Here is a 22,348-nt window from a genome sequence, read left to right as displayed (position 1 = left end):
CGTGACGCCGGAGGAGTACGAGCGGTGGATGATCCGCGACTGCGCACGCTGCGGCCGTCGGGCCTCGAAGTCCGCCGAGTGGTCGGACGGTCCGATCTGCCGAACCTGCTACGACCGCGCCATGCGTGTCCGCGGCTGCTGCCCCGGCTGCCGAGCCGACCGGCTGCTGCCGGGCCGGGACGCGACCGGCACGCCGATCTGCCGCGACTGCGCGGGCATCACCCGCGACTTCTTCTGCGAACGCTGCACCCTCACCGACACCCTCGGCCGACTCCTCGACGACGGCACAGGGCACGTTGCCGCTGCTCTGCAACCCCTGGTCACCTCCCTGCTGGAGATGGACCGGCCCAAGAGCCGCCTGATCTGGCTACGCAACCCCAGTGTCGTCCGTCTCCTCCGGGGCCTGGCCGCCGGCAGCATCCCACTCACCCACGACGGGCTGCACCAGGAAACCCCCTGGCGAACCGTCGTCCACCTGCGGGACTTGCTGATGGACAGCGGCGTCCTGCCACGCGTCGACCGGCAGCTACTGCTCTATCAGCGCTGGCTGGCCGAACGGCTCGCCACCATCGAGGACCCCGAACACCGGCGGCTTCTGCAGCACTTCGCCAGCTGGCACCAGATGCGCCGGCTGCGGAGCAAGGCGGAGAAGGGACCGCTTGGACGCTCCCAGACCAACCAGACGAAACAAGAGATCACCCAAGCCGGCGCTTTCCTCACTCGGCTCGCCGACCGAGGCCGCACCATCGAACACTGCCAGCAGGCTGACCTCGACGCCTGGCACACCGAGAAGCTGGCCACCCGTCGCCCGGCCCAGACGTTCCTGCGCTGGTGCATGAAGACGGGCCGGATGCCCCGCCTCGCCCTGCCACCCCAGGTCGTCAACCAGGACCAAACACCCCTGCACCAGCACCACCGACTCGCCATTCTTCGGCGGGTCCTCAACGACGACTCCCTGCCCCTGCGGGCCCGGGTCTCCGCCGCACTCGTTCTCCTCTACGCGCAACCCGTCACCCGCATCGTCCGCCTCACTATCGACGACGTCATCGACGACGGGACCACCGTCACCGTCCGGTTGGGAGACCCGCCCTCCCCCCTTCCGGAGCCCGTCGCTGACCTCATGCGGGCATACGTCCAGTCCTGCCAGCACCTGCCCTACGCCAGCAGCAGGAGCTCACAGTGGCTCTTCCCTGGACGCCAGCCCGGCCAGCCGATGAACCCGGTCAGCCTTCAAGTCCACTTGCGCGAGATCGGCGTCCCGCCACAGCGCGGCAGGACCTCCGCAATCCGACAGCTCGTCCTCCAAGCCCCGGCCCCCGTCATCGCGAAGGCCCTCGGTTACCACGACAAGACAGCCACCCGCCTGGTCACCGAAGCCGGAGGAACCTGGAGCCGATACGCCCCCGGCGACCACACACGGTGAACCGCGACGACACTCCCTCACTCAGGGAACGAAAAGCCCAGCTCGCGCAGGCGGGGCAAACACGCTGCGAGGCATTGCTCCACCGACGCCGCATCGGTTCGCACAAGAACGTCCTCACGCATCGGGGCCCCGCTGGCTACGAAGGTCCACGGCATACGTCTCTCTGCCATCCGCTCGGCGTCAGCCTTGATCAACACCGTTATGCCCTGTTCGGCCAACGCTTCCATGATCGCGACAACGTCCACCGGAGGTCTCCCCCTTTAGAAGTGCTTCGAACGCACGACCGGACGAACTTACCTGCTCACGGCCGAACCCTGGACACGGTTCTCATCACTGAAAGTGACCAACTGCGGCCATCCGGCCTGGAATACGCGACACCTCAACATGCGAGCTCACCAGTCCCAAGCCCGTTATCTGCGGCGACGGGGAATCAAGGCGACCATCGCCCAGCCCGATGACCAGCGGGCCAGCCGCCAACGCAGGGGCCGGGCCGGAGGGCGTCCACCGGCCTTCGACAAGGCCCAGTACCGCCGCCGCAGTGCCGTCGAACGGTGCGTCAGCAAGTGGAAGCAGTACCGGGCAGTGGCCAGCCGTTACGACAAGCGCGACTACATCTTCAACGGCACCCTGGCCGTCGCAGCGATCGTCATCTGGCTCCGCGACCTCGTCCAAGAGCCATCAGAAACGGCCTAACTGTGACGAAGAGTCAGGGTGTCGGGCGAAGCGCTACCGCTCAAGATCGAAGACCCACATATCGCCCGAGCTTATCCATCATCCATGATCGTTTGGAGGCGGATCCCCGAAGGTGGACTACGTAGTCTCACGGATGTCGTACCAGAGGCGGCCTGCCAAGGTTGGCAGAGTACGGGGGTATGCGGTGCACCGGATCTGCGGGCGCGGTGAATTCCCCTTCCTGGCTGTACCCCCTCAGGAGCCTGAACCATGACGACTCTCGCCCTTGGACCGAGCTGGCTGGACTCCGACCACCTGCGCGACGTGTTCGGCATCTGGGGTCTGCTGCTCATCGTCTTCGCGGAGTCCGGTCTGCTCATCGGGTTCTTCCTGCCCGGTGCCTCCCTGTTGTTCACCGCCGTTCTGCTGATCGCCTCGCACCAGCTGGGCTTCCCGCTGTGGGGTGCGGGCACGTTGATCTGCGGTGCCGCGATCCTGCGCGACCATGCGGGCTACATGTTCGGCAAGAGGGAGGGCCCGTCCCTCTTCAGTCGCCCGGACTCCCGCTTCTTCAAGCAGGAGAACGCCACCAAGGACCACGCATTCTTCGTGAAGCACGGCCCGAAGTCCCTGATCCTGGCCCGCTTCGTGCCCATCGTGCGGACGTTCACGCCGATCATCGCCGGCGTCAGCGGCACAAAGTACCGCTCGTTCCTGGTCTTCAACATCATCGGCGGCGTCCTGTGGGGGGCGGGCGTCACCTTGGTCGGCTCCTGGCTCGGCAACATCGACTTATTCAAGAAGAACATCGACGCGATCCTGATCGTGATCGTCACCGTCTCAGTGATCCCGCTTATCATCGAGTACTTGAAGGTCGCTTCCAGGGGTCCCAGTGCCCGGTCCCGTCTGCGAGGTCACGTTCCCGGTCGGGCACCTCGTTCCCTTGCCCCGGACGCACCGTTCCTGGCGCGGATCTGCACGGCGGCGGTCCCTGTCGTACGCACGGCGTTCCGCCTCGCCATGGCCGCCCTGATCCTGCTGTTCGCCGTCCGCGCCTACGAGGAATCGGCCGTCGCGCTCGCACGGTCGACCGGGACACTGCGCACGGCCGAGGCCACCATCACTGAGCTGACGCACAACACGACGTGCGGGAAAGACCGCGACAGCGCGACCCACTACACGACATGCAGCACCACGTACACCATCGAGTTGCGCGTCGGCGACGAACTGAAGACAGTGGACGGCGTCCCGGAAAGCTCCGCTGACGGCTTCCAGGAGAGACAGCCGGTGGAGGCGGGCCTGTGGGACGGACGGATCGTGGAGATCGACGGGCTGTACGTGTGGCCCGGATTGTCACGGAAGGACGTGGTGCTCTTCCTCGCATATCCGTTGATCTTGGGTTATTTGGTCGCTCTGTCCATGACCGCCGTCGCGTACGGGTGCGCCCGGGTGCGGCTTAAGGAGGAAGCCCGGTCCGCAGCCTGGGGTTGCGGAATGCTCGTCGCCACCGCGCTGGTTTTCCTACTGCTCATTTTGGGACTTGGCGGATTCTCCTCCGCGTACGCCCCCGTCATCCCTGTCGGCGCCGGAACCGCCGCTGCGCTGATGGCGCAGAGCGGTGCGGTCAAGAAGGCACGCGCCTCCCGCGTCGCGAACGCACCCGACAAGAACTGAGCTTGATTCTGAAGCTCCTATAGATCGTCAAGTGGCTGGAGATGTCGATGGTGCGCTGGTGAGGTGGCGGTAGACCTCTCGTGCGATGAAGCGCTTGAGGCATCTGAAGATGTCCTTCGTCTTGAGCCCTTCGAGGGTGCGTCGTGCGACGTAGTCGCGGGTGCGTGGGTCGTGACGCATGCGGACCAGGACGATGGTGTGCAGCGCGCGGTTGGCCTGGCGGTCGCCGCCGCGATTGAGCCGATGACGATCAGTGCGGCCTGAGGAGGCTGGCACGGGTGCGGCTGCGCAGAGGTGGGCGAAGGATGCCTCCGAGACGAGCCTGTCGGGGTCGTCCCCGGCAGTGACCAGCAACTGCCCGGCGGTTTCGGTCCCGACGCCCGGTAGCGCGAGCAGTCCGGGCGCGGTGTGGGTGATCAGGGCGCGCAACTCGGCGTCCGCGTCCGTGATCTCCTCGCTCAGGTGCTGGTATCGCTTGGCCAGGCGTTTGAGGGCGAGTTTGACGGCGGCGGCCGGGGTGGTCAGATCGGAGCCGGGTCGGCTGGCGGCCAGGCGCCGTATCAGCTCGGTGGTGGTCAGCGAACGCAGTGCTTCGCGCGTCGCCGCGGGCGCGGTGATGATCAGTGATTTTTTGAGCTGGTTGATGGTCTGGGTGCGGGCCTTGATGGCGCTGGCACGTACCACGCGGAGCGTGCGGATGGCCTCGACCGTGCCGTCGCGATCCTTCGGTGTGCCGTTGGCGCGGCCGGAGAGCACTGCGGTGGCGGCGGCGTAGGCGTCGACAGGGTCGGATTTGCCCGCGGCGCGGCGAGCTCGACGATCGGGCCGGTCCACTTCGACCACGGTGATCTGGCTGGCACGCAAGTGCCGGGCCAGTTCGGCTCCGTAGGATCCCGTGCCCTCCATGCCGTCACTGCCGGGGACGACCCCGACAGGCTCGTCTCGGAGGCATCCTTCGCCCACCTCTGCGCAGCCGCACCCGTGCCAGCCTCCTCAGGCCGCACTGATCGTCATCGGCTCAATCGCGGCGGCGACCGCCAGGCCAACCGCGCGCTGCACACCATCGTCCTGGTCCGCATGCGTCACGACCCACGCACCCGCGACTACGTCGCACGACGCACCCTCGAAGGGCTCAAGACGAAGGACATCTTCAGATGCCTCAAGCGCTTCATCGCACGAGAGGTCTACCGCCACCTCACCAGCGCACCATCGACATCTCCAGCCACTTGACGATCTATAGGAGCTTCAGAATCAACCTCGACCAGTACGAGGAACTGCGCACCCGCAGCCACGAGACCCGCGCCGCGGTGACCGCTCCCCTGGTCGCCCTGCGGATCCTCATCACCGACTCCACCGTGCGCGCCGCGGCGGACCGGATGGTCGACGCGACGTTCGGGATGCGCCACCAGGACGTCTCCGCCGAGGTCCTCAACGACGCCCGCGTCGCCTCCCTCACCGCTCACGACCAGTTCGTGGACACCGCCGCCGAGTACGTCCGCGGCCTCTGACCCCCACCGACACCGACCCCGCCCACAGGAAGGAGACCAGCCGCCATGGAGCAGCCGTCGAAGGAGCTCGCCCGCGTCACCGCTGTCGAGACCGCCGCCGAACGCCACGGCGTCCGCACCGACGAAGCCCTGGCGGCCCTCGCCCCGGCCGCGGCCGCCGCGCTGCGCCTGCTCGCCGACGCTATCCGGCGCGGCACCGACCACGACGACGTTCGGCCGGGGGGACCAGCGGGACAGCCAGTATCGGTGAGATTGGTCTTGGTCCGTAGCAGGTCAGCCATCCGAGATTTACGTGCGGCGGCGTGCAAGTCCGGGCATCGCAGGTCAGGGGCCCGCCTCGCCCGGACTCATCCGAGACCGGACAGCTGCGGATGTCTTCGTTGCTCTCACCTGCGTGCTCCGACAGAGGCACGGCGCTCGCCGCGAAGAGTCGTCGCGCGGCTACCGGGCCGGAGGGCACCAGCGGGAGTAGGTGGTGCCACCCGGTTCGAGCGCCGAGACCTGGGCAAGGAGCTGTGCGAGGTCGTCGCGGTCGCGCAACGTCGTCTCGCCCGCCTCTTGGCCGGTGTCGCCCTGCACCGTCTCGACGGCGAACGCCGTGGCTTGCCGGGAGAAGATCAGGTAGCTGCCGGGGGGCATGGCTGTGAGGAGGCGGTGGATGCAGAGGACGGCCTCGCCGGTGTTCCGCAGCAGCGGCACAATGTCCAGCATGGTGATTGCGATGGGTTCGCTGAAGTCCAAGGTCTGCGCAGCGTCCCAGAGGATCATGTCCGGGTCGTGCACGTCGGCGTCGACGTAGTCGATGAGTTCCGCGGGCGAATCGGACGGCAGGGCCTCATGGTTGGCGGACACAGCAGGGGCATGTGCGGCGTGGACGAACCGGCAGGCCACCGCGGTGGGCGCGGTGGCCTTGAACGCGGTGTCGTCGGCGGTCGGCAGGCCGGCGCCGATGTCCAGGAACTGACGGATGCCCGCGTGCCTGAGACGTGAGCGCACCGCGTGGGTGCGGTGGTGTTGCGTGCGCTGCTCCCACCATGCGACCGGATTGATACGCCGATCCGCGAGGGCCGGGCTCGGATGGAGAGCGTGCGGTTCGAGATGCTGGCCCGGCCCGTGCGCCCGCGCCAGCATGCCCAACAACACCATGATCAGCATCTGGTCGTTGCTGCGAGCCCGCTCCAGTTCCACCAGGCGCTCCAGCGCGTCGATCAGCCGCTCGGTAACTCCCGGCACGAACGGCGCGGCTGGCTCGGTACGGTGTCCGGACCTCGGTGCGGGGATCGATAGGGAGGGGCGCAGAGCGGCGTGAAGAAGCCGGCGCCCTTCAGCCAGACGGTGCCGCTGCAGGCGGGGTTCGGCCACGGTCGCGCGGATCAGGTCGTCGACCAGCTCGGCCGGAGGCAGAGATCCGCTGACGTAGTGGCTGATCTGAGCCTTGCTGCGGTGGATCGCCCGACCGAGTTCGGCGAGCGTCATCCCGCTGGCAGCGATATGCGCTCGGAGGAACTCCGCTAACTCCCGCGCCTGCTCCGACTCGGCGCGCACCGGCTTCCACGGTCGGCCCTGACGAGCCTGCGGCCGGTCGCCCATTGTTCACCCGTATCTGATCAAACCGCTGGTTGTCCGGATCGTACCTGCGGTGATCGCCCGACAACTGGGAAACAACTCGGCCGCCCTCCAGCGTGGTCAGCCCGGCACGGTGACAGACCATGCCGCACTCTGCCCACCAGGGAGCACCATGACCTCCACAATCCTCACGGCCGCTGGCCGTCTGCAGCGTGTCCTGCTCGTCCTCGCCCTGCTGCCGAGCCTGACCCTGCTGACCGCCGCCGCCGTGCCGGCCGTGACGCTGCTGCCATTCACCCGGGAGGGCAGCGAGCGGGCCATCCGCATCGTGACGACCCTCGCCGCGTTCGCCCGCAACGTACTCGCAGAAAGCAGAGACCACCGGCCCGGACACGCGACACGACCCTGACCCCCGTCGCTGCCGAGCCGGAACAGCAGGGCGGCTGGCCTGGACGGAGCGAACGCTTGGATAAGCCGCTCCGGATGGTCATGACTCGCTGGTCATGCCGTGTTCTCCAGGCGCTCCGGCGCGGCCATCTGGTGGCCGGCCTTCTCGGCACGGGCCCGGCGCAGCGCAGCCGCGCGGGACACCTCAGCCTGGCGGCGTCGCGCTGATCTGGGGGGATCGGCAGGGCCGTGTGTGGTCTTGGTGCGCTGGGGGGGGAACGGCCGGAGCGCTGTAGGACCCGTCTGATGATGGCGTAGGGGGTTTGTCTGAGGCGCTATCCCCTGGTGCGGGCTCGGGATCGGCCGATGATGATGGCGGCGTCGCAGATCATGGCGGCTGTGCCGATGACGGCGAGCGGCCAGGTGCCGTCCGGTGGGATGTACTGCCATGTGATGCCGGCGGTGATGCCGCCGGAGAGGGCGAAGCCGGTGCCGGGCCAGTAGCGCAGGGGGATGGTGAGGGCGCGTTGCGGTTCGGGTCCGGGTTCCCTGGTGGTGGTCGTGGGATCCTGGTGGGACATCGGGTGATCTCCTGTCTGGGGGTTCCTGGTGGCCCCGCCGCTTCCACGGTTCCTAGGCCGAAAGGGAAGCGGCGGGCGGCTTTTGCGGGCTTCTCGCGGTGTGGTCAGTGTGCTGTTCATCAGGCGCGCTGGCGGCGGGTCTGGCGGAGCGTCCAGGCGAGGGATGGGCCGCTGTACAGCGCGACGCGAAGGACGAAGGCGGCCCGGGTTCGGCGCGGCTGGTCGTGTAGGTCTACCCACTCGGCTTTCCACTCTTCTGTCCAGCGGTCGCGGTGCCGTGCTGGCAGCAGCAGCCCCATGGCGTCGATGGGTGACCGGCCCTGTCGACGGCGGTTGCGAAAGACGAACCAACTGGCGCGGAGCGTCGCCTGGGTTACTGGCGGCGTCTCGCTGCTGTCGCGTTCTGTCGGGTCGTGGGCTCCGTAGTCGCGCGCGGCGACCAAATGGATTCGCCTTGCCGCCTCCTTGCCGGGTCCGTTGGCATGGCGAGGCGGTAGCGGGGGGCCGGCCACAGTATCTCCGTCGGTCTGCTGCTGGGAGGTGGATGCCGTCTGGTATGCGTTGCGGCCGGGGCCCGGCGCGCTGACTCGCCGTGCGGTGTTCATGCTGTCTCGCGTTGCCCGGTACGCCGGAGCCGCCATGCCAGGGCGGGGAGGCCGCGCAGGGTGATGCGGATGAGGTATCGGATCCGGACCCTGCGGTGGCATTCTGCGAGGTCTGCCCACTCAGCGCTCAACTCTTCGAACCACCGTTCGCGGTCGCTGGGGGGCAGGAGACGGACGGCGATCGCGATGGTCCGGCTGGCTGGTGGAGGAGGCGGGGGCATATTGAGCACGACACCCATAGAATTGATTCTGTCGAAGAGTTCGTCGTTGTCGATCGACGTTCCGGCACCGGTCGGTAGCAACGGCTTCAGGCGATAACCACAGACGTCACACCATGTGTCGTTGGTTGAGACATGCCCGTTGGGACACTGGCTCGCGTTGTCCTCTTCAAGGCGGCCATAGGGGTCGGCAGGCGGATCAAATCCGTGCGCCGTCATCTGGGTGACCCCGATTAACTGGCCCCGGTTCACGGCATCGGCAGCCTTGTCGAGCTGGGGGTCGTCGGCGCTGAGGAACTCAGGGATAGGCACTTCTACTTCGTCGGCCCAAGGGTTATACGATTCGTAGCTCACTGCGCTACACCCCCTGTGGGCCGTCGGCTGCGGGGCGCAGTCGGGCGGAAGTGCGTCCGCCTTGGTAGGACTGGGCGAGTGCGATGCGTGCGCTTTCGGCGCCGTTTCTGGTGAAGCGGTAGTAGCGGCGGCGGGGGCGGGGCGGGTCTGTCTTTTCGATCTCGTTCTGGTCTTCCCAGAAAGATTCGAGCCAGCCGGCGCTTTCGAGGCGGGCGAGGATCGGGTGGATGGTGCCGGTGGGCAGTCCTGCTGCGTCTGAAAGTTCGAGTCCGTATCGGGCTTTCGTGGGGGTTTCAAGCAGGGTCCGCAGCACCAGCTGTGTCTGGAGCGTCATGCGCGGAGTCTTAGCCATGCAAAAACTCTAGTATGGGCGCGACCTGCAAGGCAACCGTAAAGGTGATGGGCCGTCACGACGGCGGCCCCCCTTGAGTTCGGGTGGGGCCGTCGTCGTACGGGGTCTGTCTGGGTCGTGTCCACCTGGTGCTCAGTCCATGTCGTCCAGGCTGGCGTTGGCGGATGGGCGGGCCGTCACCCACAAAACCCAGGCAGGTCCAGTAGCCGCTAGAGCCTGTTCCTGATCCGGACACGTCATCCCGGGCACGCGTCAGGGCACGCAGGTGGGGAGGCACAGAGCGAAATGTGCGCCACGGGCGCTCGGGGCGATCTCAAGGGTGCCGTGGTGGGCGGTGGCGATGCGCTGGGCGATGGCCAGGCCAAGGCCGGTGCCACCGGTATCGCGGGCGCGGGCGTCGTCGAGCCGAGTGAAGCGTTCGAAGACTCGTTGGTGGTCTTCCGGCGGGATGCCAGAGCCGTCGTCCTGGACGTCGAGAACCGCTTCGCGGTGTTCCGTATCGTGAGCCAGGCGCACCGTGATGGTGCTGACCGCGTGGCGTTCGGCGTTGTCGAGGAGGTTGCCCACGACGCGGGCGAGCAGGGCGGGGCGGCCACGCACGGTGACGGGACCAGGCCCGGTGTGTACATCGATGGTGAGGTCACGGGGGCGGCGGCGGGCGGTCTCCCTGCGCACTACGTCGGTGAGATCGACGCTCCCGTCGGGTCCCCGGTCGGCGTGCTCGGCGTGCTCGGCGTCGAGGCGGGCCAGGAGCAGCAGGTCCTCGATCAGCTCCTGCAGCCGCATGGTGTCCCCATGGGCGTCTCGGACTACCTGGGGCCAGTCGGCGGTGTCAGGCCGGTTGAGGGCAAGTTCGAGTTCGGTGCGCAGGCAGGCGAGCGGAGTACGCAGTTCATGCGCGGCATCCGCAGTGAACTGACGCTGCCGGTCGACAGCGGTCTGCAACCGGTCCAGGGTGCTGTTCATCGTCCCGGCCAGGCGGGCGATCTCATTCCCTTCGAGAGGGACGGGGACACGCCGGTCCAATCGGTGGGTGCTGAGCTCAGCGAACTCAGCACGGATCGCTTCGACCGGGCGCAACACTCGGCCAACCACCCACCAGGTGCCGCCTGAGATCAACAGTGTGAGCCCTAGCGTGCTTCCGAGCAGTCTCCACCCGATCGTGCTCTGTCGTTCCTGCCAGTAGTCGAGCGGATGGATGATCACTGATCCGGGGGGCAGGCTAGGGTCGGAGACCAGAACCATGGGCTGAACGCGGGCGGGGTCAGTCCAGGGCAGTAGAGACAACTCCCCTGTGTACTCGTGTGGTTCGACTGCTCTAGCGCCTGACTTCGGGAGATAGGAACAGGCGTAACCGTAGGAGTCCAGGTCATCGTTGCGGGCGGCTGCTTTGGCATTCGCTACCGAGTCACGGGTACATGGCGTGTCGCTCCAGGCTTCATGAGAAGGCGGGAACCAAAAGTTCGCCTGAGCGTCATGGGTCGCGATGCGCAGCGATGAGGCCCTGACCACCGTGGCGACAGCGAGCGCACTCGCGCTCAAACAGATCAAAGTAATCAGAGCGACCAGAAGTGTGAGCCGTATGCGCATGGTGGCAGGCCGAAGCCGACGCAGCAGAGAGAGCATCCAGCGGACCCGTTTCACTAGTGCGCCTCTTCAGCCTGCGTCCAGGCGGTAGCCGGTACCGCGGACGGTGCGGATGGTACGCCGCTGAAACGGCGTGTCGAGTTTGCGGCGCAGGGCGCTGATGTAGACCTCAACGATGTTGACGTCGCCGTCAAAGCGGTCGTCCCACACGTGTTCGAGAATCTCGCACTTGGAGACGGTCTCCCCACTGCAGTGGGCGAGGTATTCCAGGACGGCGAACTCGCGCGCGGTCAAGGCCACATCGGTGGTGCCACGTCGGCACTCACGGGTCGCCGGGTCGATCTCCAGGTCCCCGATCCGTATCACGGCGGGCCGTTCGGAGCGGCCGCGCCGGATCAGGGCGCGCAGCCGGGCAGCGAGCGCGACGAAGGAGAACGGCTTGGTGACGTAGTCGTCCGCGCCGGTGTCCAGGCCCTCGGCCTGGTCGTACTCGCCGTCCTTGGCGGTGAGCATCAGCACCGGCGTCCACACACCTTCCTGACGCAGCCGCCCGCACAGCCGGAAGCCGTTCAGCTGGGGCAGCAGCACGTCCAGCACGAGCGCGTCGTAGGCGTTCTCCAACGCCAGCTCCAGCCCCCGAGACCCGTCGTGCGCAAGATCGACGGCGTAGCCCTCACCGACCAGCCCCCGGCGTAGCAGTTCCGCCATGCGCCGGTCGTCCTCAACCACCAGTATCCGCATACCCCCAGCATGACTGCCTTGTCCTGTGGGGAGCCTGAAGGCCTTTCAGGAACCTTCAGTTTCCCCACAGTCCTGTCATGGCACCGTCTTTCCCACGGCCAGCCGCGGCGGGATCCACGGATGTGGGATTGGGGGGAGCGCCCAGCTGGCCGCCCATCAAGTCGCTTTGGCGAAACACCCGCACAACCTCAAAGGAAAGAGGAGACATGGACTACAAGCGACTCGCGGCCGTCCTGAGTGCTGGCGCTGCCGCCGCAACAGCGCTCGTCGCATCGACGACATCAGCTCATGCAGCGCCGAAACCGCTGTACACCACAGTCGTCAGCGTGCAGAAGCCCGACCCGTCCTCCGGCATCAAGGTCCTCGACATGAAGGACTACTCCCTGGCAAACCGGGGGCAGGCACAGCTGTGGGCGCGCAGGAGCACCGGCGAGGTACGCAACCAGCGATGGACGATCATGGACGCCGGCACGCTCGCCAACGGCAACAAGATCTTCAAGCTGAAGAACGCACTCTCCGGAAAGTGCCTCGACAAGTCCGAGGACGTTCCCAATGCGAATGGGAACGCCGTGTACCAGTACACCTGCAACGACAACTCGAACAACCAATTGTGGGAACGCATCGGCAGCGGCGGGTGGACCCAGCTAAGGAACGTTGCGTCCGCCCGGTGCCTGGATGTCCGGGGGCCGAGCTTCACAGACGGCGCCATCCTCCACGTCTGGGACTGTTACTCGACCTGGAGCCAACGCTGGAACATCGACCGGTGACAGTCTCGGGGAATCAGCCCGGACACTGACTGTGGGATCGATCCCGAACCCAGAGGCCCCTGGCCAAGTTCGACCTGGTCGGCACCTGCCGCCGCGATCTTCAGGCGACGGCCGGCACCGCCTCGGTGCGATGGTGCCACCGGGCGAGGCGGGCGGTCATGAGCAGGATCATCGCCCCAGAGGGCCCTGACGATCACTTCCTCCCGGGCCAGGTGTTCAGGACGGTGGAGCGGGAGTAGTAGAAATGCTCCGACCCCCAGCAGCTCAATGCTGGGGGTCGGAGCGTCATTGCCGGACGGCCGTCTCGTCAGCAGCGAATCCTGATCAGGCGTGGGCAGTGATCGAGCGTTGCTGGCTCCGCCTCGGTGGGCCGTCTGGAGCGGGACCGCTGGCAGGTCCTCAACGGCATTCTGTAAAGGCTGTCCACGGATGCCGCCTGGCGGGATCAGCCCGAACGCTACGGGCTGCGGTCTTCCGATGCTTCCGCCGCTGGTCGGCCGACGGGACCTGAGGCCAGGCACACCATGGAACCGTGCCCTCACGGCGCGGCGTCCGGCAAGGGGACCGCAAAGTGACGATGGTTGCCTGGGGGTAGAGATGCAGTCAAACGGTGAATTGGGCGTTGGCCTTAGCCCAGAAGAAACGGCTGCCGCCCTGCTGCGCAAGATTCGTCAAGGCGATGCTTATGCAGACGGGAAGAAACAGAGGTTCCGTCGGAACGCTTCGGTGATCAAGGTGCTGACGCTGACACTCTCTGCGGCGTCCACCATCATGCTGGGCCTGCAAGACCTCAACATCTGGGCAAGCCTGGCGAGCATCTGCTTGCCGAGCGCGTCCTCGACCAGCGGCGGCTGGTGGGCCCACGCAGCACGGAAGACGTCGCGCAGTCGGTCGGCCTCCGCGTCGATACCGCGCTTGCGGCCGGCCCGCTTGAGCGCGGCCTGGAGCTGCGTCCGGGTCAGCCGTGCGGCTCGTGAAGGGGTCGGGGCGGCCTTGAGGAGTTCACGGGCTTCGGGCCGGCACAGGCCGTTGGCCCAGGTGGCGAAGGCTTCCAGGGCGGCCGGGTAGTACTCGCGCAACAGGGAGCGGAGCTGGTTGGCGATCTGCTGCCGATTCCACAGAGCGTCCTGCTGGGCGCGGGCCAGGACGGCGATGGCACGACTGAGGTCGCTGTCGCCGGCAGGGGCCGGTGGGCATGCATGTCGGTGCGCAGGATGTTCGCCAGGACAAGGGCGTCGCCGGGATCGGACTTCTTGCGCGAGACGGAGTGGCGGTCGCGGTAGCGGGCGGCCGCCATCGGGTTGATCGCGAACACCTTCCGCGTTCCGGTCCGCAGCACCGCAACGAGCAGCCCGCGGGATGTCTCGATCGCCACCGGGATCGGGTTCTCCTCGGTGTCGCCGTACTCGGCAAGCAACTCCAGCAGGACCTGGTAGCCGGCCGCGTCGTCGGTGATGTGCCGCTTGGCCAATAAAGTGCCGGTGTCGTCGACCAGGGCGACGTCGTGCGTGCGTTCTGCCCAGTCGATTCCGCAGTAGATCAAAGTGTTCCCTCCCCTACGTGCCGGGTGTTTGCGCTGGTCACGAGCGCATGCGGGCCACGCGAGCGACCTAATCCCAGGCCTCGACCGCAAGAGGGTCGGGCCGACACCTCACTAGCCGTTCGTGGCACCAGCGCACCTCACGGGCCTCGGTCTGCGCGGGAGCTCGAACGGCTCGGGCGTATCAAGAGGTCACCGTGCAGTGGGCTCGCACCACCAACACCAACGAGTGATCAAGCGGCGGGTGTTGACGCTCGTCGACGCTGAACGGCGCCGCTCTGGCTGGAGGCCTCAAGGCCAAGGCATGGGCAGGTGTCCGTTCAGCGCCGACGAGGGGCAACACCCTTCGTTCGTGGTGGCGGCCGCGAAGGCGCCGGACGCCGCCGCTCTGCATCGAGGCGTCAAAGCCAAGTCTGGCGAAGGCATCCGTCCGGCACCCACGCAACCGCTACCACTCCGAGTACCAGGACCGCGCGCCGCTCTATGCGAAGGTCTCAGTCGACCTGGCTGGCCGGAGGCATCGCAGCCCCGTACTCGAACATCCCGAGCAGCATCCGCTCCGCCGGAACGCTCTTAAGTACGGATTAGGTCTGGCGCAAGCTGTCGTCGGGGGCGTCGTCGGCAAGACCTGCCAGGGCGTGGACGCCTCCGAGCCGGACAGCTGGGGAGTCCGAGCCGAGTTTGTCGACGGCCTGGGAGAAGCGCTCGGTGTGCAGCCGGGTAGCTTCCCGGTGGGCGCCTGCTTCGTCGACACGCTGGCGGCGGTAGGCGACGACCAGGGCGACGAGCGCGCCAGCCCCGGCGACAACGCCGAAAGAGAGTTTGACCAGATCGAAGAGCGTCTTGGAGTCGATGCGCCATTCGAGCTTCAGCTCTCGGGCGCCGAGCAGGTCCCAGCCGGTGTAGAGCACGGCGGCGGCGACAACGAGGGCGGCGAGGAAGGCCAGGACGAGGACGAGGCCGACGTTCCACAGACGCAGCTCTCGATCATCCGTTGATAGCCATGGCCGCCGGTTGCGTGTCATACGGATGGAGACACGGCTACACGATCAACGGTTGCAGCAGGCGCCAGAGACCGTCTCGGCCCCATCGCCCGATTGAATCGCCATGATCGAACGTGGTGTGTGACGGGTATCACGCACTACTTGGGGTCTTCGATTTGCATGGCATTTGAATCGAGTGCCATGTTTTTCAAGTCGCCCCGCGAGTCCTGCCCAACTCCCTTTAAGGAGAGTTGGGCCTTTTGCTGTCCATGGGCCTGTTCTCGACTAAAGGGGTGATCAGAGGCCGTTCGCTCGTGCGGAAGGCCAGGGAAGGACCTGCCCGTGGATGTAGGAGTCACGGCGGGCAGGTCCCCGAGCCGTGAGGGCCCTAGTTGTGACAGTAATACCTATCGACGTCGATGCCGCGTTGATCTTCCTTGTCTCGTGCTGCGTGGGCTACGCCGTCTTCAGGTACACCCGTGCCTGCTCCACGTCTCTTCCGAAGCAGGGCGATATAGGGGTCGCCTTCGCGGCTGGTACAGGGACTCTTGTCGCGCTTGCTTTCCTCTTCGGTGTCCCGCCGGAGCGGGGGGCCCGCGATGGGCAGCTGCCAGTGGAGTCACAGTCGACTGCCCCGGCGATTCCGGGCGCGGCTACGCCGGGAATCCCTCCGGCGAGTCCCAGCCTGACGCCGTCAACACCGCCTCAGCTTCCGTGACGTGTGACTGACGGATACGGGGTCGGTGTCTCCCGGCGTCGGTACGGGGACGCACCCGTACCCATCGCCCCGCCAGTTTCAGTCACAGCCCTGCGGTATGACTGATTCCAGCAACCCCAGTGAAGACCCGCCTTTGGCCCCGCCCACGTGCTACTACCTGGGCGGGGTCGCGCCGTCGCTCCCGGTCCCCTGCGTGAGGGCCGACGGCTGTGCAAACGCCGCGCTCTCGACGCCGTGTCCACGGCCGGAGGCACCAGGAGACGGCATCAATGGTCTCCAGCCGCGTCGGACGAGGAGTCCGGCCCGGACGGTCAGCTCGTTGGGCCTCGACTTCGCCGTGGGCGGTCCACTTCCTGTGCACGCGTTCGCGGCCGTCGGTCTACTCGAGGAGTTGGATCACCACGGCCGGGCCGGTGCCTAGAGCCCGACCCACTCCCTATACCGGTCCTGCGCGGTGTCCGGGATGGCCCAGAGGTCGGCACCACCCGGTCTGATGATCGATCTCCGATGCTGATGGCATCCCTAAATCAGGAGCGGCCAGGAGTCGCGTACGTGATGCCGACGTCCCCGGCGGAGGTCGCGGCGAGTGGCACGACCTGCCAGATCGCGGAGGGAAGGCCATCCCGGGGGCCGCTCCAGGCATCGTTGAGGAGATCCACGGTCAAAATCCGGCGGTCTCGCCGTCCGGCCCCTTGGTCGAGAACTTGACCTCTTGGGCTGCCCACGGGTTCGCGCCGACGGGGCTCGCGCGGTCCACGTCACGGTCGTCAGGTCGATGTCGGTGAAGTCGGCCGGCTGGTACGGGACGGCCCAGTCGCCGTGGTCACGGGCGGAGCTGGATGACTTGCGGGGCGGCACTGGTGATCGCTCCTCTTCGTATTCCGGTCGGACGGACAGGGATCGGATGTGGATCAGACGGTCTCGGCCCGTCGTGCCGTGTCCGCCCCTCCGAGGTAGGCGTCGAGCCCCGCCGCCGCGAGCGCGGAAAGCCCCTGCGGATCGGGGCGGCAGTGCAGGCGCAGCAGTACGTGGTCGTCGTCGACGAGGCAGTCGGTGTGCGGCAGGGTGCGGGACAGGAGCTGGGCGAAGTCGTCGCAGGCGGCCCGGACGTCGACGTTGTGCAGCCCAATCCAGACATGCAGGGTGCCGTCCTGGACGGTCAGCTCGACGTCGACCGCCGTGCCGGCCGCGTCGGCTGCCTCACCGCACCACGTCAGCGTCTCGTGCAGCGCCCCGAGTTGCACACGCAGCGGCTCAAAAGACTTACGACGCATGAGGTCGCGGACCGTGACGCCGGTGGCGGGCGCCTGGTCGCGCCACCAGTCCTGGACGACGTCACGGACGGACTTCTCCCACGGCCCGGTGGCCAGGGCACGCCGCACGGCATCGGCGGCATGGCGACGGACGACGCTCGCGTTGTCCGTTCCCTCGTCGGCGGCCGTACGGCGCAGGAGCGAGCGTGGGCCTCGGCGGGTGTCGTCCACGACGCGGCAGTACAGCTCCCCCAGCGCGTCGGGGGCTGTCGCGCCGTCCGGGCCGAGCAACGTGTCGACGCGCGCGGCCCAGGCCAGGAACGCCTCCATGTCTCCCGTGGCGAGGAGGTCGGTGCCGAGGTCACCTCGGGTGAGGATGCGGGAGCGCTGCCGCTCGGTCGGGCTCCCGAGCCCGTCGAGCTGGGCGCGGAGGAGGTCGACAAGCAGGTCACGTCGGCGCAGGGTGAGGGTGTCGAAGGCGTCGTCCGCCCCGGGCGCGGCGAGGATGTCGAGGACTTCCTGGGCGGTGGCCTTCTTCGCGTCCTGCTTTCCCGCCGGGCCGTCGGGCCGGGCCGTCCACCGGTGCGTGCGCCCTCGGGTGTCGCTGAGGACGGCGGTGACCGTGAATCGCTTGAGGTGGTCCGGCCCTGTGGTCTGCTCTTCGAACTCGCATGTCATGCCGTATACGGCGGCGAGCGTGTTGAGAACGGTGATGGGGTCGTGTTGGTGTTCGAGCCCGGTGAGCCAATCGTCGAGTACGACAGGTCGGCGCCGCAGGAGTTCCGGGCCGCGTACGCGCCAGGCCGCGGCGAGCACGGCCTGGGCGGCGTCGGAGATCGACGAGCGCCCCTCCCCGCGCTCCCCCTGGCCGGTGAGGAGTCCGTCACGGACGGCGAGCGTGCCACCGAGCCGGGCGGTGTCCTCGTCGGACGAGGTCAGGAGGCGGGAGTCGTCCTCGTCGAGTCGGAGATCGCGGGCGAACGCGTGATGGGCCCTGGTGTGGGCGGCGAGGTGGTCGATCACGAAGGAGCCGTGATGGGCGAGGAGGTCGTTGGCCCGCTGATGGGCCTCGGCGACCGCGGCCTGGTTCTCGTAAGCCCAGGAAGCGTGGGTGAGGGCCTGGGCGAGGAGCCCGTCCGCCCGGTGTCCGAGTTCGAACATGGCCGCTAGGTCGGTGACGGCGTCGCGGTGCGGGAGATCGGGGAGGCGGTACGGCCGTGGAGAGGCGGTCCGAGTCCCCGCGGCCTGTGTGACGGTCGGGGCTGCGGCCTTCACCGCCGGCGGGTACTTGTCCAGCAGCGCGCGGGCGGCGGCTGCGCGGGCCCCCTTCTTCGAGCGGCCGATACCAAGGGCGCTGCGTCCGGCGCCGGTCCGCGCGATGTTCCGGAAGACCTTCTCGTGGTCGGGCCCCTCCTGTCCGTCGTCCTCGAAGGTCAGCCCTTCCTTCCCGAAGACCGACTGCGCTTTGGTGACCGGGTCGGGTCCTGTCTCTGCCGACGGGCGGTCGAGATCGGGCCATACGGCGGCGACAAGACGACGGGCGACGTCGTGTGCGCCGGTGAGGCTGAGTACGCCGAGGATCTGCCGGGCGACGCTCTCCCCCACGGACGGGGCCGGCTTCTGTGCCTCACCAGTGCCCATGCGTGGCAGACGTCCGTCGGCGGCCCACGTGCCCAGCGCGAGATCTGCGGCGCGGCGACGCCGGGCGTGCTCGATCGCCTGCTCCCCGGACTTCTGTGGGCGGGCCCACTGCGCGTAGGCGTCGAGGAGGATCACGTTGAGCGTGGTGGCGCCGAGCCGGTCCAGGAGACCGAGGGCGTACGGGGTGACGTTCTCGCCGTGGCGGCTCTCGTAGAGGTGGCTGCGGTGTTCGGCGGCCAGCCCGAGCCATGGGGCCGCCTCGGCGGTCGGCTCCCATGGTCCGACCGCCTGCCGAACCGCGGCGGCCACCTCGATGCCGGACTCGGCGACCAGCTCTGCGGGCAGGGGGAGGAGGGGCGGGTATGTGACGTCACGCGAGGTGAGCTGCCGCTGGACGCGGGGGGCTCGGCGGGCGGGCTCGGCGGCCTGACGGTGGTGGTCGACGCGGTTCTTGCGGGCGGGCTCGGGCTTGCGGCGGCGGTCGGAGGCGTGACTGAAGGTCGGTTGCGGTGAGGACGCCTTGAGCTGAGACGCCTTGTGCTGTGATGCCTTCGCCTGTGCGGCACCACGCCGGTCGAGTGTGTGGCGGAGATCGCCGACGAGCCAGCCGGGCAGCGAGCGCGGAGGTTGGCCGCCGTTGAAGAACGCGCCGACTAGGTCGACGCAGTACTGCCAGTGATCCCACTCGGACCGGCTCGCGTACTCCTGAGCGAGCCTGCGGAGAGTGGCCCGCATGCGTTCGTACGGGACCTGCCGGCTCCCGAGCGTGTAAGACGTGCGCTTGCGGGCCGCCTCGATCGCGAGGGCGATGCGGTGGACTGGTGTGGGCGGTGCGGTGTCGCGCAGCGAGACGATGCCGACCCAGTGGTTCATGATGCTCCCCCCGGCGAGGGCGGAGCGGCCCGCCGACGCACTGAGGTGGCGTGACGTGAGCACGCGCCCCCATGGCGTACGGGCATCCCCTCCCCCGGCCTGCTGTTCCCCTCCTCCCGCCATGCGCCATCGCCTCGGATGATCACGGCGGAACTCCCCGTTCAGGGTAGGTCACGGTGTGTGTGCTGGACAGGGGTTCGGTTGATCTCCCGGGACGCGGATCGTTCCGTTGGCCCCGAGGTGAGGGACTGCCAGGATGGGGCGGTGGGCCGTGGGAGCCGCGTGCGTGAGCGGTGAAGGAGTGGTCCGACGGTGACGACGACGGCTACGGCTGAGGGGGCGGGGTCCTCGCTGGACCGGGTCCGGCTGCTGAAGGATCTCCAGGCGCAGGCGCGTCTGCTGGAGGACGACCTTAGGGAGCGGATGGATGCCGAGCCGGAGTTCCGGAGCGCTCTGCGGGTGGAATACGACAAGGCCGTCGCGGCGGAGCGTACGGCCGCCATGTACGAGACGTGGCATGACGAGCCGCGGGTCGTGCAGATCGCTCGCGTGGGTGCTGGCGTTCTCGCTTGGGAGACCCACGACGTCGCCACCGCCTGCGAACTGCCGATCGTCGGCCCGGCGCTGTGGGCACTGTCACGTTGGCTGACCGGTGGGATGATTTTCTGGTGATCAGCCCGGGAAGGGTCGTCGGTGGGGAGCGTGTCGCTGTCGTACAAGGGGCATCGGTACCCGGTCGAGGTCATCTCCTACTGTGTGTGGCTGTACTTCCGCTTCCCGCTGTCGTTCCGCGAGGTCGAGGAGCTGATGCTCGAGCGCGGTGTCGTCGTCTCCTACGAGACGGTGCGTCGCTGGTGCGCCAAGTTCGGGCAGGCCTACGCCAACGCGCTGCGCCGCCGGCAGCCCCGGCCCGGTGACAGGTGGCACCTGGACGAGGTCTTCATCAGGATCAACGGGCGGTTGCAGTACCTGTGGCGGGCCGTCGACCAGGACGGCAATGTCCTGGACATCCTGGTGCAGAACCGGCGGGACAAGGCCGCGGCCAGGCGCTTCTTCCGCCGCCTTATGAAGAAGACCGGCGCGGTGCCGCGGGTGATCGTCACCGACAGGCTCCGATCCTACGGCGCCGCCCACCGAGAGGTCATGCCCTGCGTCGAGCACCGCTCCCACAAGGGCCTGAACAACCGGGCCGAGAACAGCCACCAACCCACCAGGCAGCGTGAACGGGCGATGAAAGGCTTCCGCTCCGCGGGCGGGGCGCAGCGGTTCCTGTCCGCGTTCAGCGGCATCTCGCCCCACTTCCGACCCCGCCGCCATCTGATGCCCGCCCACGACTACCGAGCCGAGATGACCGTCCGCTTCGCCATCTGGGAGCACATCACCGGCGTCGCCGGCCTCGCCACCGCGGCCTGAACACAGCCCGGATCCAGGCTCCAGCACACCACGACGCGCCGTCAGGCAGTCACACAGCCAACAACGTGACAACGCCTGCCCGGCGCCTTACTGCCGTCCCTGGACGTACGGCCTCATCAGTCGACCGCGCCCTTGATGGGGCTCGTTGCAAACGGTTCCGGCAGCACTCTCGTGAAGAAGGCGGCCGGGCCGAAACCATGGGTCAAAGTGGAGTGCGATCCGTGCACGGCAGGCCGTAGCGTCCAGGGATGAGCAGCTTCAACACGCACCGGAGGCGGGTCCACGATGAGGGCCTGCCCACCCGCGTCCGGCATTCGAATTTGCGATCGTGCCTCGTCCACTTCGCGCCCTACGGCTTCCGGGCCACGTACCATCACCTGTGTCTCAGCGCTGGAGTTCCCAAGGATCTGGAGAAGGATCCGAGCTCGCTCATACGCGCCGTCGAGGAGTTGCACCACGCCCGACAGCTCTGGCTCGCTGACGAACGCGCCTATGCCAACAGTCGCCGGGCGGACAAAGCACGCGGCTTTCGGCAGATGAGACCGGACGGGTCCTGGCGAGGCTGGCAGCGCGGGTGGGGGAACATCGCTTTCTGTCCCGAACCGACAACCCATCCCGACGAGCCGCTGCCAGTCGTGGTCGAGCGGGTGCTCCGTTCGTCGGTTCCGCCCGATGAAGCTCCAGGGCTGACGTGCCGAGTATGCGGGAGCCGGGACAACACCAGTGTCTGGAACGACGGCGTTTACTGGATCCATCAGCTGTGTACGGGATGCGGGGTGAGCCTCGCGATGCGGCGCACCGAGGTGCCCGACCCGCTGCTGGCGGCCCACCACGCCCGGCAGTGGAAAGAGATCTGGAGGGTGCGCAACGAAGCTCCTCGCAGCTGCTGCTTTGTGTCTCATTCTCCGTAGCGGGCCGAAGGTGCGGTCCTAGGATCTTGGAGAGGACGGTCGGTCACGTTGGAGAGGGCGCTTATGGCGGAGCTTGTCCGGCAGCAGCAGGTGGATGCCTACGTGGGGTTCCACGCTTTCGGATTGCAGGAGTCGGATGACGCCGACCTGCCGATGCCCTTCCCCGACGACTTCGACTTCGGGAGCTTCGTCAGTACCCACCCCGGTCGGCTGGACATCACCAGCGGCGGCCACACCCACACCGCCACCGTCACCGTCGAAGTGTGGGACGGGCCTGCGCCCCAGGAGGATCCTGCAGGCTGGGACGAGCAGGCCGAAGCCGACTTCACATCCACCAGCGGCGAGGTAGCCGTGTGGTCCATGCACACCGGCCGCAGCGACGACGTCGTGACCCTGGGCGGTGCGGGTGGCTCGTGGCGGGTGCGGGTCAGCTGCGCAGGCCGGGCTGCGGCGGCTCTGTCCGACGGCGAGGGCACCGGGCACGGTGTCGAGCGGTACCTCGTGCAGTTCTGGCCCGCGCCGTCCTGAACAGCCTGTGGCGGGGGGGGGGGGGGGGGGGGGGCGGAACAACCAGCATGCTT

Annotated in this window: 15 protein-coding genes and 6 pseudogenes; 10 read left to right on the top strand and 11 right to left on the bottom strand. The window is 67.8% G+C overall.

Going from position 1 to position 22,348, the window contains the following annotated elements; genetic code table 11:
- The first annotated feature begins 1 nt into the window (after window position 1).
- Window positions 2–1,423 carry a hypothetical protein gene (locus ACZ6BB_RS40955; protein ID WP_471620170.1) on the top strand — a complete coding sequence of 474 codons (1,422 nt, stop codon included), beginning with the start codon at window positions 2–4 and terminating at the stop codon, window positions 1,421–1,423.
- Between the two features lie 17 nt (window positions 1,424–1,440).
- Here the strand turns inward: ACZ6BB_RS40955 and ACZ6BB_RS40950 are convergent, their stop codons facing one another.
- The gene (locus ACZ6BB_RS40950; protein ID WP_079072869.1) at window positions 1,441–1,668 is read right to left on the bottom strand and encodes a P-loop NTPase family protein; all 228 of its coding nucleotides are present in this window, start codon (window positions 1,666–1,668) and stop codon (window positions 1,441–1,443) included.
- A 163-nt stretch (window positions 1,669–1,831) separates the two neighbouring features.
- Here ACZ6BB_RS40950 and ACZ6BB_RS40945 point away from each other — a divergent pair.
- Window positions 1,832–2,116: pseudogene (locus ACZ6BB_RS40945) on the top strand (IS5/IS1182 family transposase); the annotation flags it as partial.
- Between the two features lie 249 nt (window positions 2,117–2,365).
- Window positions 2,366–2,975 (top strand): annotated as a pseudogene (locus tag ACZ6BB_RS40940) (VTT domain-containing protein); the annotation flags it as partial.
- 821 nt (window positions 2,976–3,796) lie between these two features.
- On the opposite strand, the pseudogene ACZ6BB_RS40935 reads toward ACZ6BB_RS40940, so the two are convergent.
- Window positions 3,797–4,678, bottom strand: a pseudogene (locus ACZ6BB_RS40935) (IS110 family transposase); the annotation flags it as partial.
- On the opposite strand from ACZ6BB_RS40935, the pseudogene ACZ6BB_RS40930 reads away from it, so the two are divergent.
- Window positions 4,679–4,999: pseudogene (locus tag ACZ6BB_RS40930) on the top strand (transposase); the annotation flags it as partial.
- Entirely contained in the window at window positions 4,996–5,277 is a 282-nt protein-coding gene (locus ACZ6BB_RS40925) for a hypothetical protein (protein ID WP_471620169.1), read from the top strand. The pseudogene ACZ6BB_RS40930 and the gene ACZ6BB_RS40925, both read left to right, overlap by 4 nt.
- A 441-nt stretch (window positions 5,278–5,718) precedes the next feature.
- On the opposite strand, the gene ACZ6BB_RS40920 is transcribed toward ACZ6BB_RS40925, so the two are convergent.
- Complete coding sequence (locus ACZ6BB_RS40920; protein ID WP_471620168.1) at window positions 5,719–6,867, bottom strand: SAM-dependent methyltransferase; 1,149 nt, start codon at window positions 6,865–6,867, stop codon at window positions 5,719–5,721.
- Window positions 6,868–7,015: 148 nt separating this feature from the next.
- Between ACZ6BB_RS40920 and ACZ6BB_RS40915 the strand changes: the two genes are divergently transcribed.
- Window positions 7,016–7,252 (top strand): dTMP kinase, encoded by a 237-nt coding sequence (locus tag ACZ6BB_RS40915; protein WP_471620167.1) that lies wholly within the window; start codon window positions 7,016–7,018, stop codon window positions 7,250–7,252.
- 313 nt (window positions 7,253–7,565) lie between these two features.
- Here ACZ6BB_RS40915 and ACZ6BB_RS40910 read toward each other — a convergent pair whose 3' ends face one another.
- From ACZ6BB_RS40910 to ACZ6BB_RS40890, 5 genes are all read right to left on the bottom strand, one after another.
- The gene (locus tag ACZ6BB_RS40910) at window positions 7,566–7,811 is read right to left on the bottom strand and encodes a hypothetical protein (RefSeq protein ID WP_471620166.1); all 246 of its coding nucleotides are present in this window, start codon (window positions 7,809–7,811) and stop codon (window positions 7,566–7,568) included.
- A 601-nt stretch (window positions 7,812–8,412) separates the two neighbouring features.
- A complete protein-coding gene (locus tag ACZ6BB_RS40905) occupies window positions 8,413–8,988 on the bottom strand; it encodes a hypothetical protein (RefSeq protein ID WP_471620165.1) in 576 nt (191 codons plus the stop codon).
- A 4-nt stretch (window positions 8,989–8,992) separates the two neighbouring features.
- The gene (locus tag ACZ6BB_RS40900) at window positions 8,993–9,340 is read right to left on the bottom strand and encodes a PadR family transcriptional regulator (protein ID WP_471620164.1); all 348 of its coding nucleotides are present in this window, start codon (window positions 9,338–9,340) and stop codon (window positions 8,993–8,995) included.
- A gap of 252 nt (window positions 9,341–9,592) precedes the next feature.
- Window positions 9,593–10,546 (bottom strand): sensor histidine kinase, encoded by a 954-nt coding sequence (locus ACZ6BB_RS40895; protein ID WP_471620163.1) that lies wholly within the window; start codon window positions 10,544–10,546, stop codon window positions 9,593–9,595.
- A gap of 450 nt (window positions 10,547–10,996) precedes the next feature.
- Window positions 10,997–11,668, bottom strand: a complete 672-nt coding sequence (locus tag ACZ6BB_RS40890; protein ID WP_471620162.1) for a response regulator transcription factor — start codon at window positions 11,666–11,668, stop codon at window positions 10,997–10,999.
- Window positions 11,669–11,874: 206 nt separating this feature from the next.
- Between ACZ6BB_RS40890 and ACZ6BB_RS40885 the strand changes: the two genes are divergently transcribed.
- The gene (locus ACZ6BB_RS40885) at window positions 11,875–12,435 is read left to right on the top strand and encodes an RICIN domain-containing protein (RefSeq protein ID WP_471620161.1); all 561 of its coding nucleotides are present in this window, start codon (window positions 11,875–11,877) and stop codon (window positions 12,433–12,435) included.
- Between the two features lie 782 nt (window positions 12,436–13,217).
- On the opposite strand, the pseudogene ACZ6BB_RS40880 reads toward ACZ6BB_RS40885, so the two are convergent.
- The 3 genes and pseudogenes from ACZ6BB_RS40880 to ACZ6BB_RS40870 form a co-directional block, all read right to left on the bottom strand.
- Window positions 13,218–13,978, bottom strand: a pseudogene (locus ACZ6BB_RS40880) (IS110 family transposase); the annotation flags it as partial.
- 584 nt (window positions 13,979–14,562) lie between these two features.
- Window positions 14,563–15,000: pseudogene (locus tag ACZ6BB_RS40875) on the bottom strand (pentapeptide repeat-containing protein); the annotation flags it as partial.
- 1,587 nt (window positions 15,001–16,587) lie between these two features.
- Window positions 16,588–19,443, bottom strand: coding sequence for a putative dsRNA-binding protein (locus ACZ6BB_RS40870; protein WP_471620160.1), 2,856 nt, complete (start codon window positions 19,441–19,443; stop codon window positions 16,588–16,590).
- 312 nt (window positions 19,444–19,755) lie between these two features.
- Between ACZ6BB_RS40870 and ACZ6BB_RS40865 the strand changes: the two genes are divergently transcribed.
- The 3 genes from ACZ6BB_RS40865 (at window position 19,756) to ACZ6BB_RS40855 (ending at window position 22,295) form a co-directional block, all read left to right on the top strand.
- Window positions 19,756–20,115 carry a hypothetical protein gene (locus ACZ6BB_RS40865; protein WP_471620159.1) on the top strand — a complete coding sequence of 120 codons (360 nt, stop codon included), beginning with the start codon at window positions 19,756–19,758 and terminating at the stop codon, window positions 20,113–20,115.
- Window positions 20,116–20,136: 21 nt separating this feature from the next.
- Window positions 20,137–20,856, top strand: coding sequence for an IS6 family transposase (locus ACZ6BB_RS40860; RefSeq protein ID WP_471620158.1), 720 nt, complete (start codon window positions 20,137–20,139; stop codon window positions 20,854–20,856).
- A gap of 1,034 nt (window positions 20,857–21,890) precedes the next feature.
- Complete coding sequence (locus ACZ6BB_RS40855; RefSeq protein WP_471620157.1) at window positions 21,891–22,295, top strand: hypothetical protein; 405 nt, start codon at window positions 21,891–21,893, stop codon at window positions 22,293–22,295.
- The last annotated feature ends 53 nt before the right edge of the window (window positions 22,296–22,348 follow it).

Source organism: Streptomyces sp. NPDC041108, from assembly GCF_055592645.1.
Note: the sequence above shows the minus strand (reverse complement) of the source record. Positions and strands in the feature narration are given on the sequence as shown.

What these genes read in the sequence shown, in the direction of transcription:
- ACZ6BB_RS40885 (WP_471620161.1), top strand. Translation starts at nt 11,875, where the DNA reads ATGGACTACAAGCGACTCGCGGCCGTCCTGAGTGCTGGCGCTGCCGCC.
- ACZ6BB_RS40890 (WP_471620162.1), bottom strand. Translation starts at nt 11,668, where the DNA reads ATGCGGATACTGGTGGTTGAGGACGACCGGCGCATGGCGGAACTGCTA.
- ACZ6BB_RS40870 (WP_471620160.1), bottom strand. Translation starts at nt 19,443, where the DNA reads ATGAACCACTGGGTCGGCATCGTCTCGCTGCGCGACACCGCACCGCCC.
- ACZ6BB_RS40900 (WP_471620164.1), bottom strand. Translation starts at nt 9,340, where the DNA reads ATGGCTAAGACTCCGCGCATGACGCTCCAGACACAGCTGGTGCTGCGG.
- ACZ6BB_RS40915 (WP_471620167.1), top strand. Translation starts at nt 7,016, where the DNA reads ATGACCTCCACAATCCTCACGGCCGCTGGCCGTCTGCAGCGTGTCCTG.
- ACZ6BB_RS40920 (WP_471620168.1), bottom strand. Translation starts at nt 6,867, where the DNA reads ATGGGCGACCGGCCGCAGGCTCGTCAGGGCCGACCGTGGAAGCCGGTG.
- ACZ6BB_RS40910 (WP_471620166.1), bottom strand. Translation starts at nt 7,811, where the DNA reads ATGTCCCACCAGGATCCCACGACCACCACCAGGGAACCCGGACCCGAA.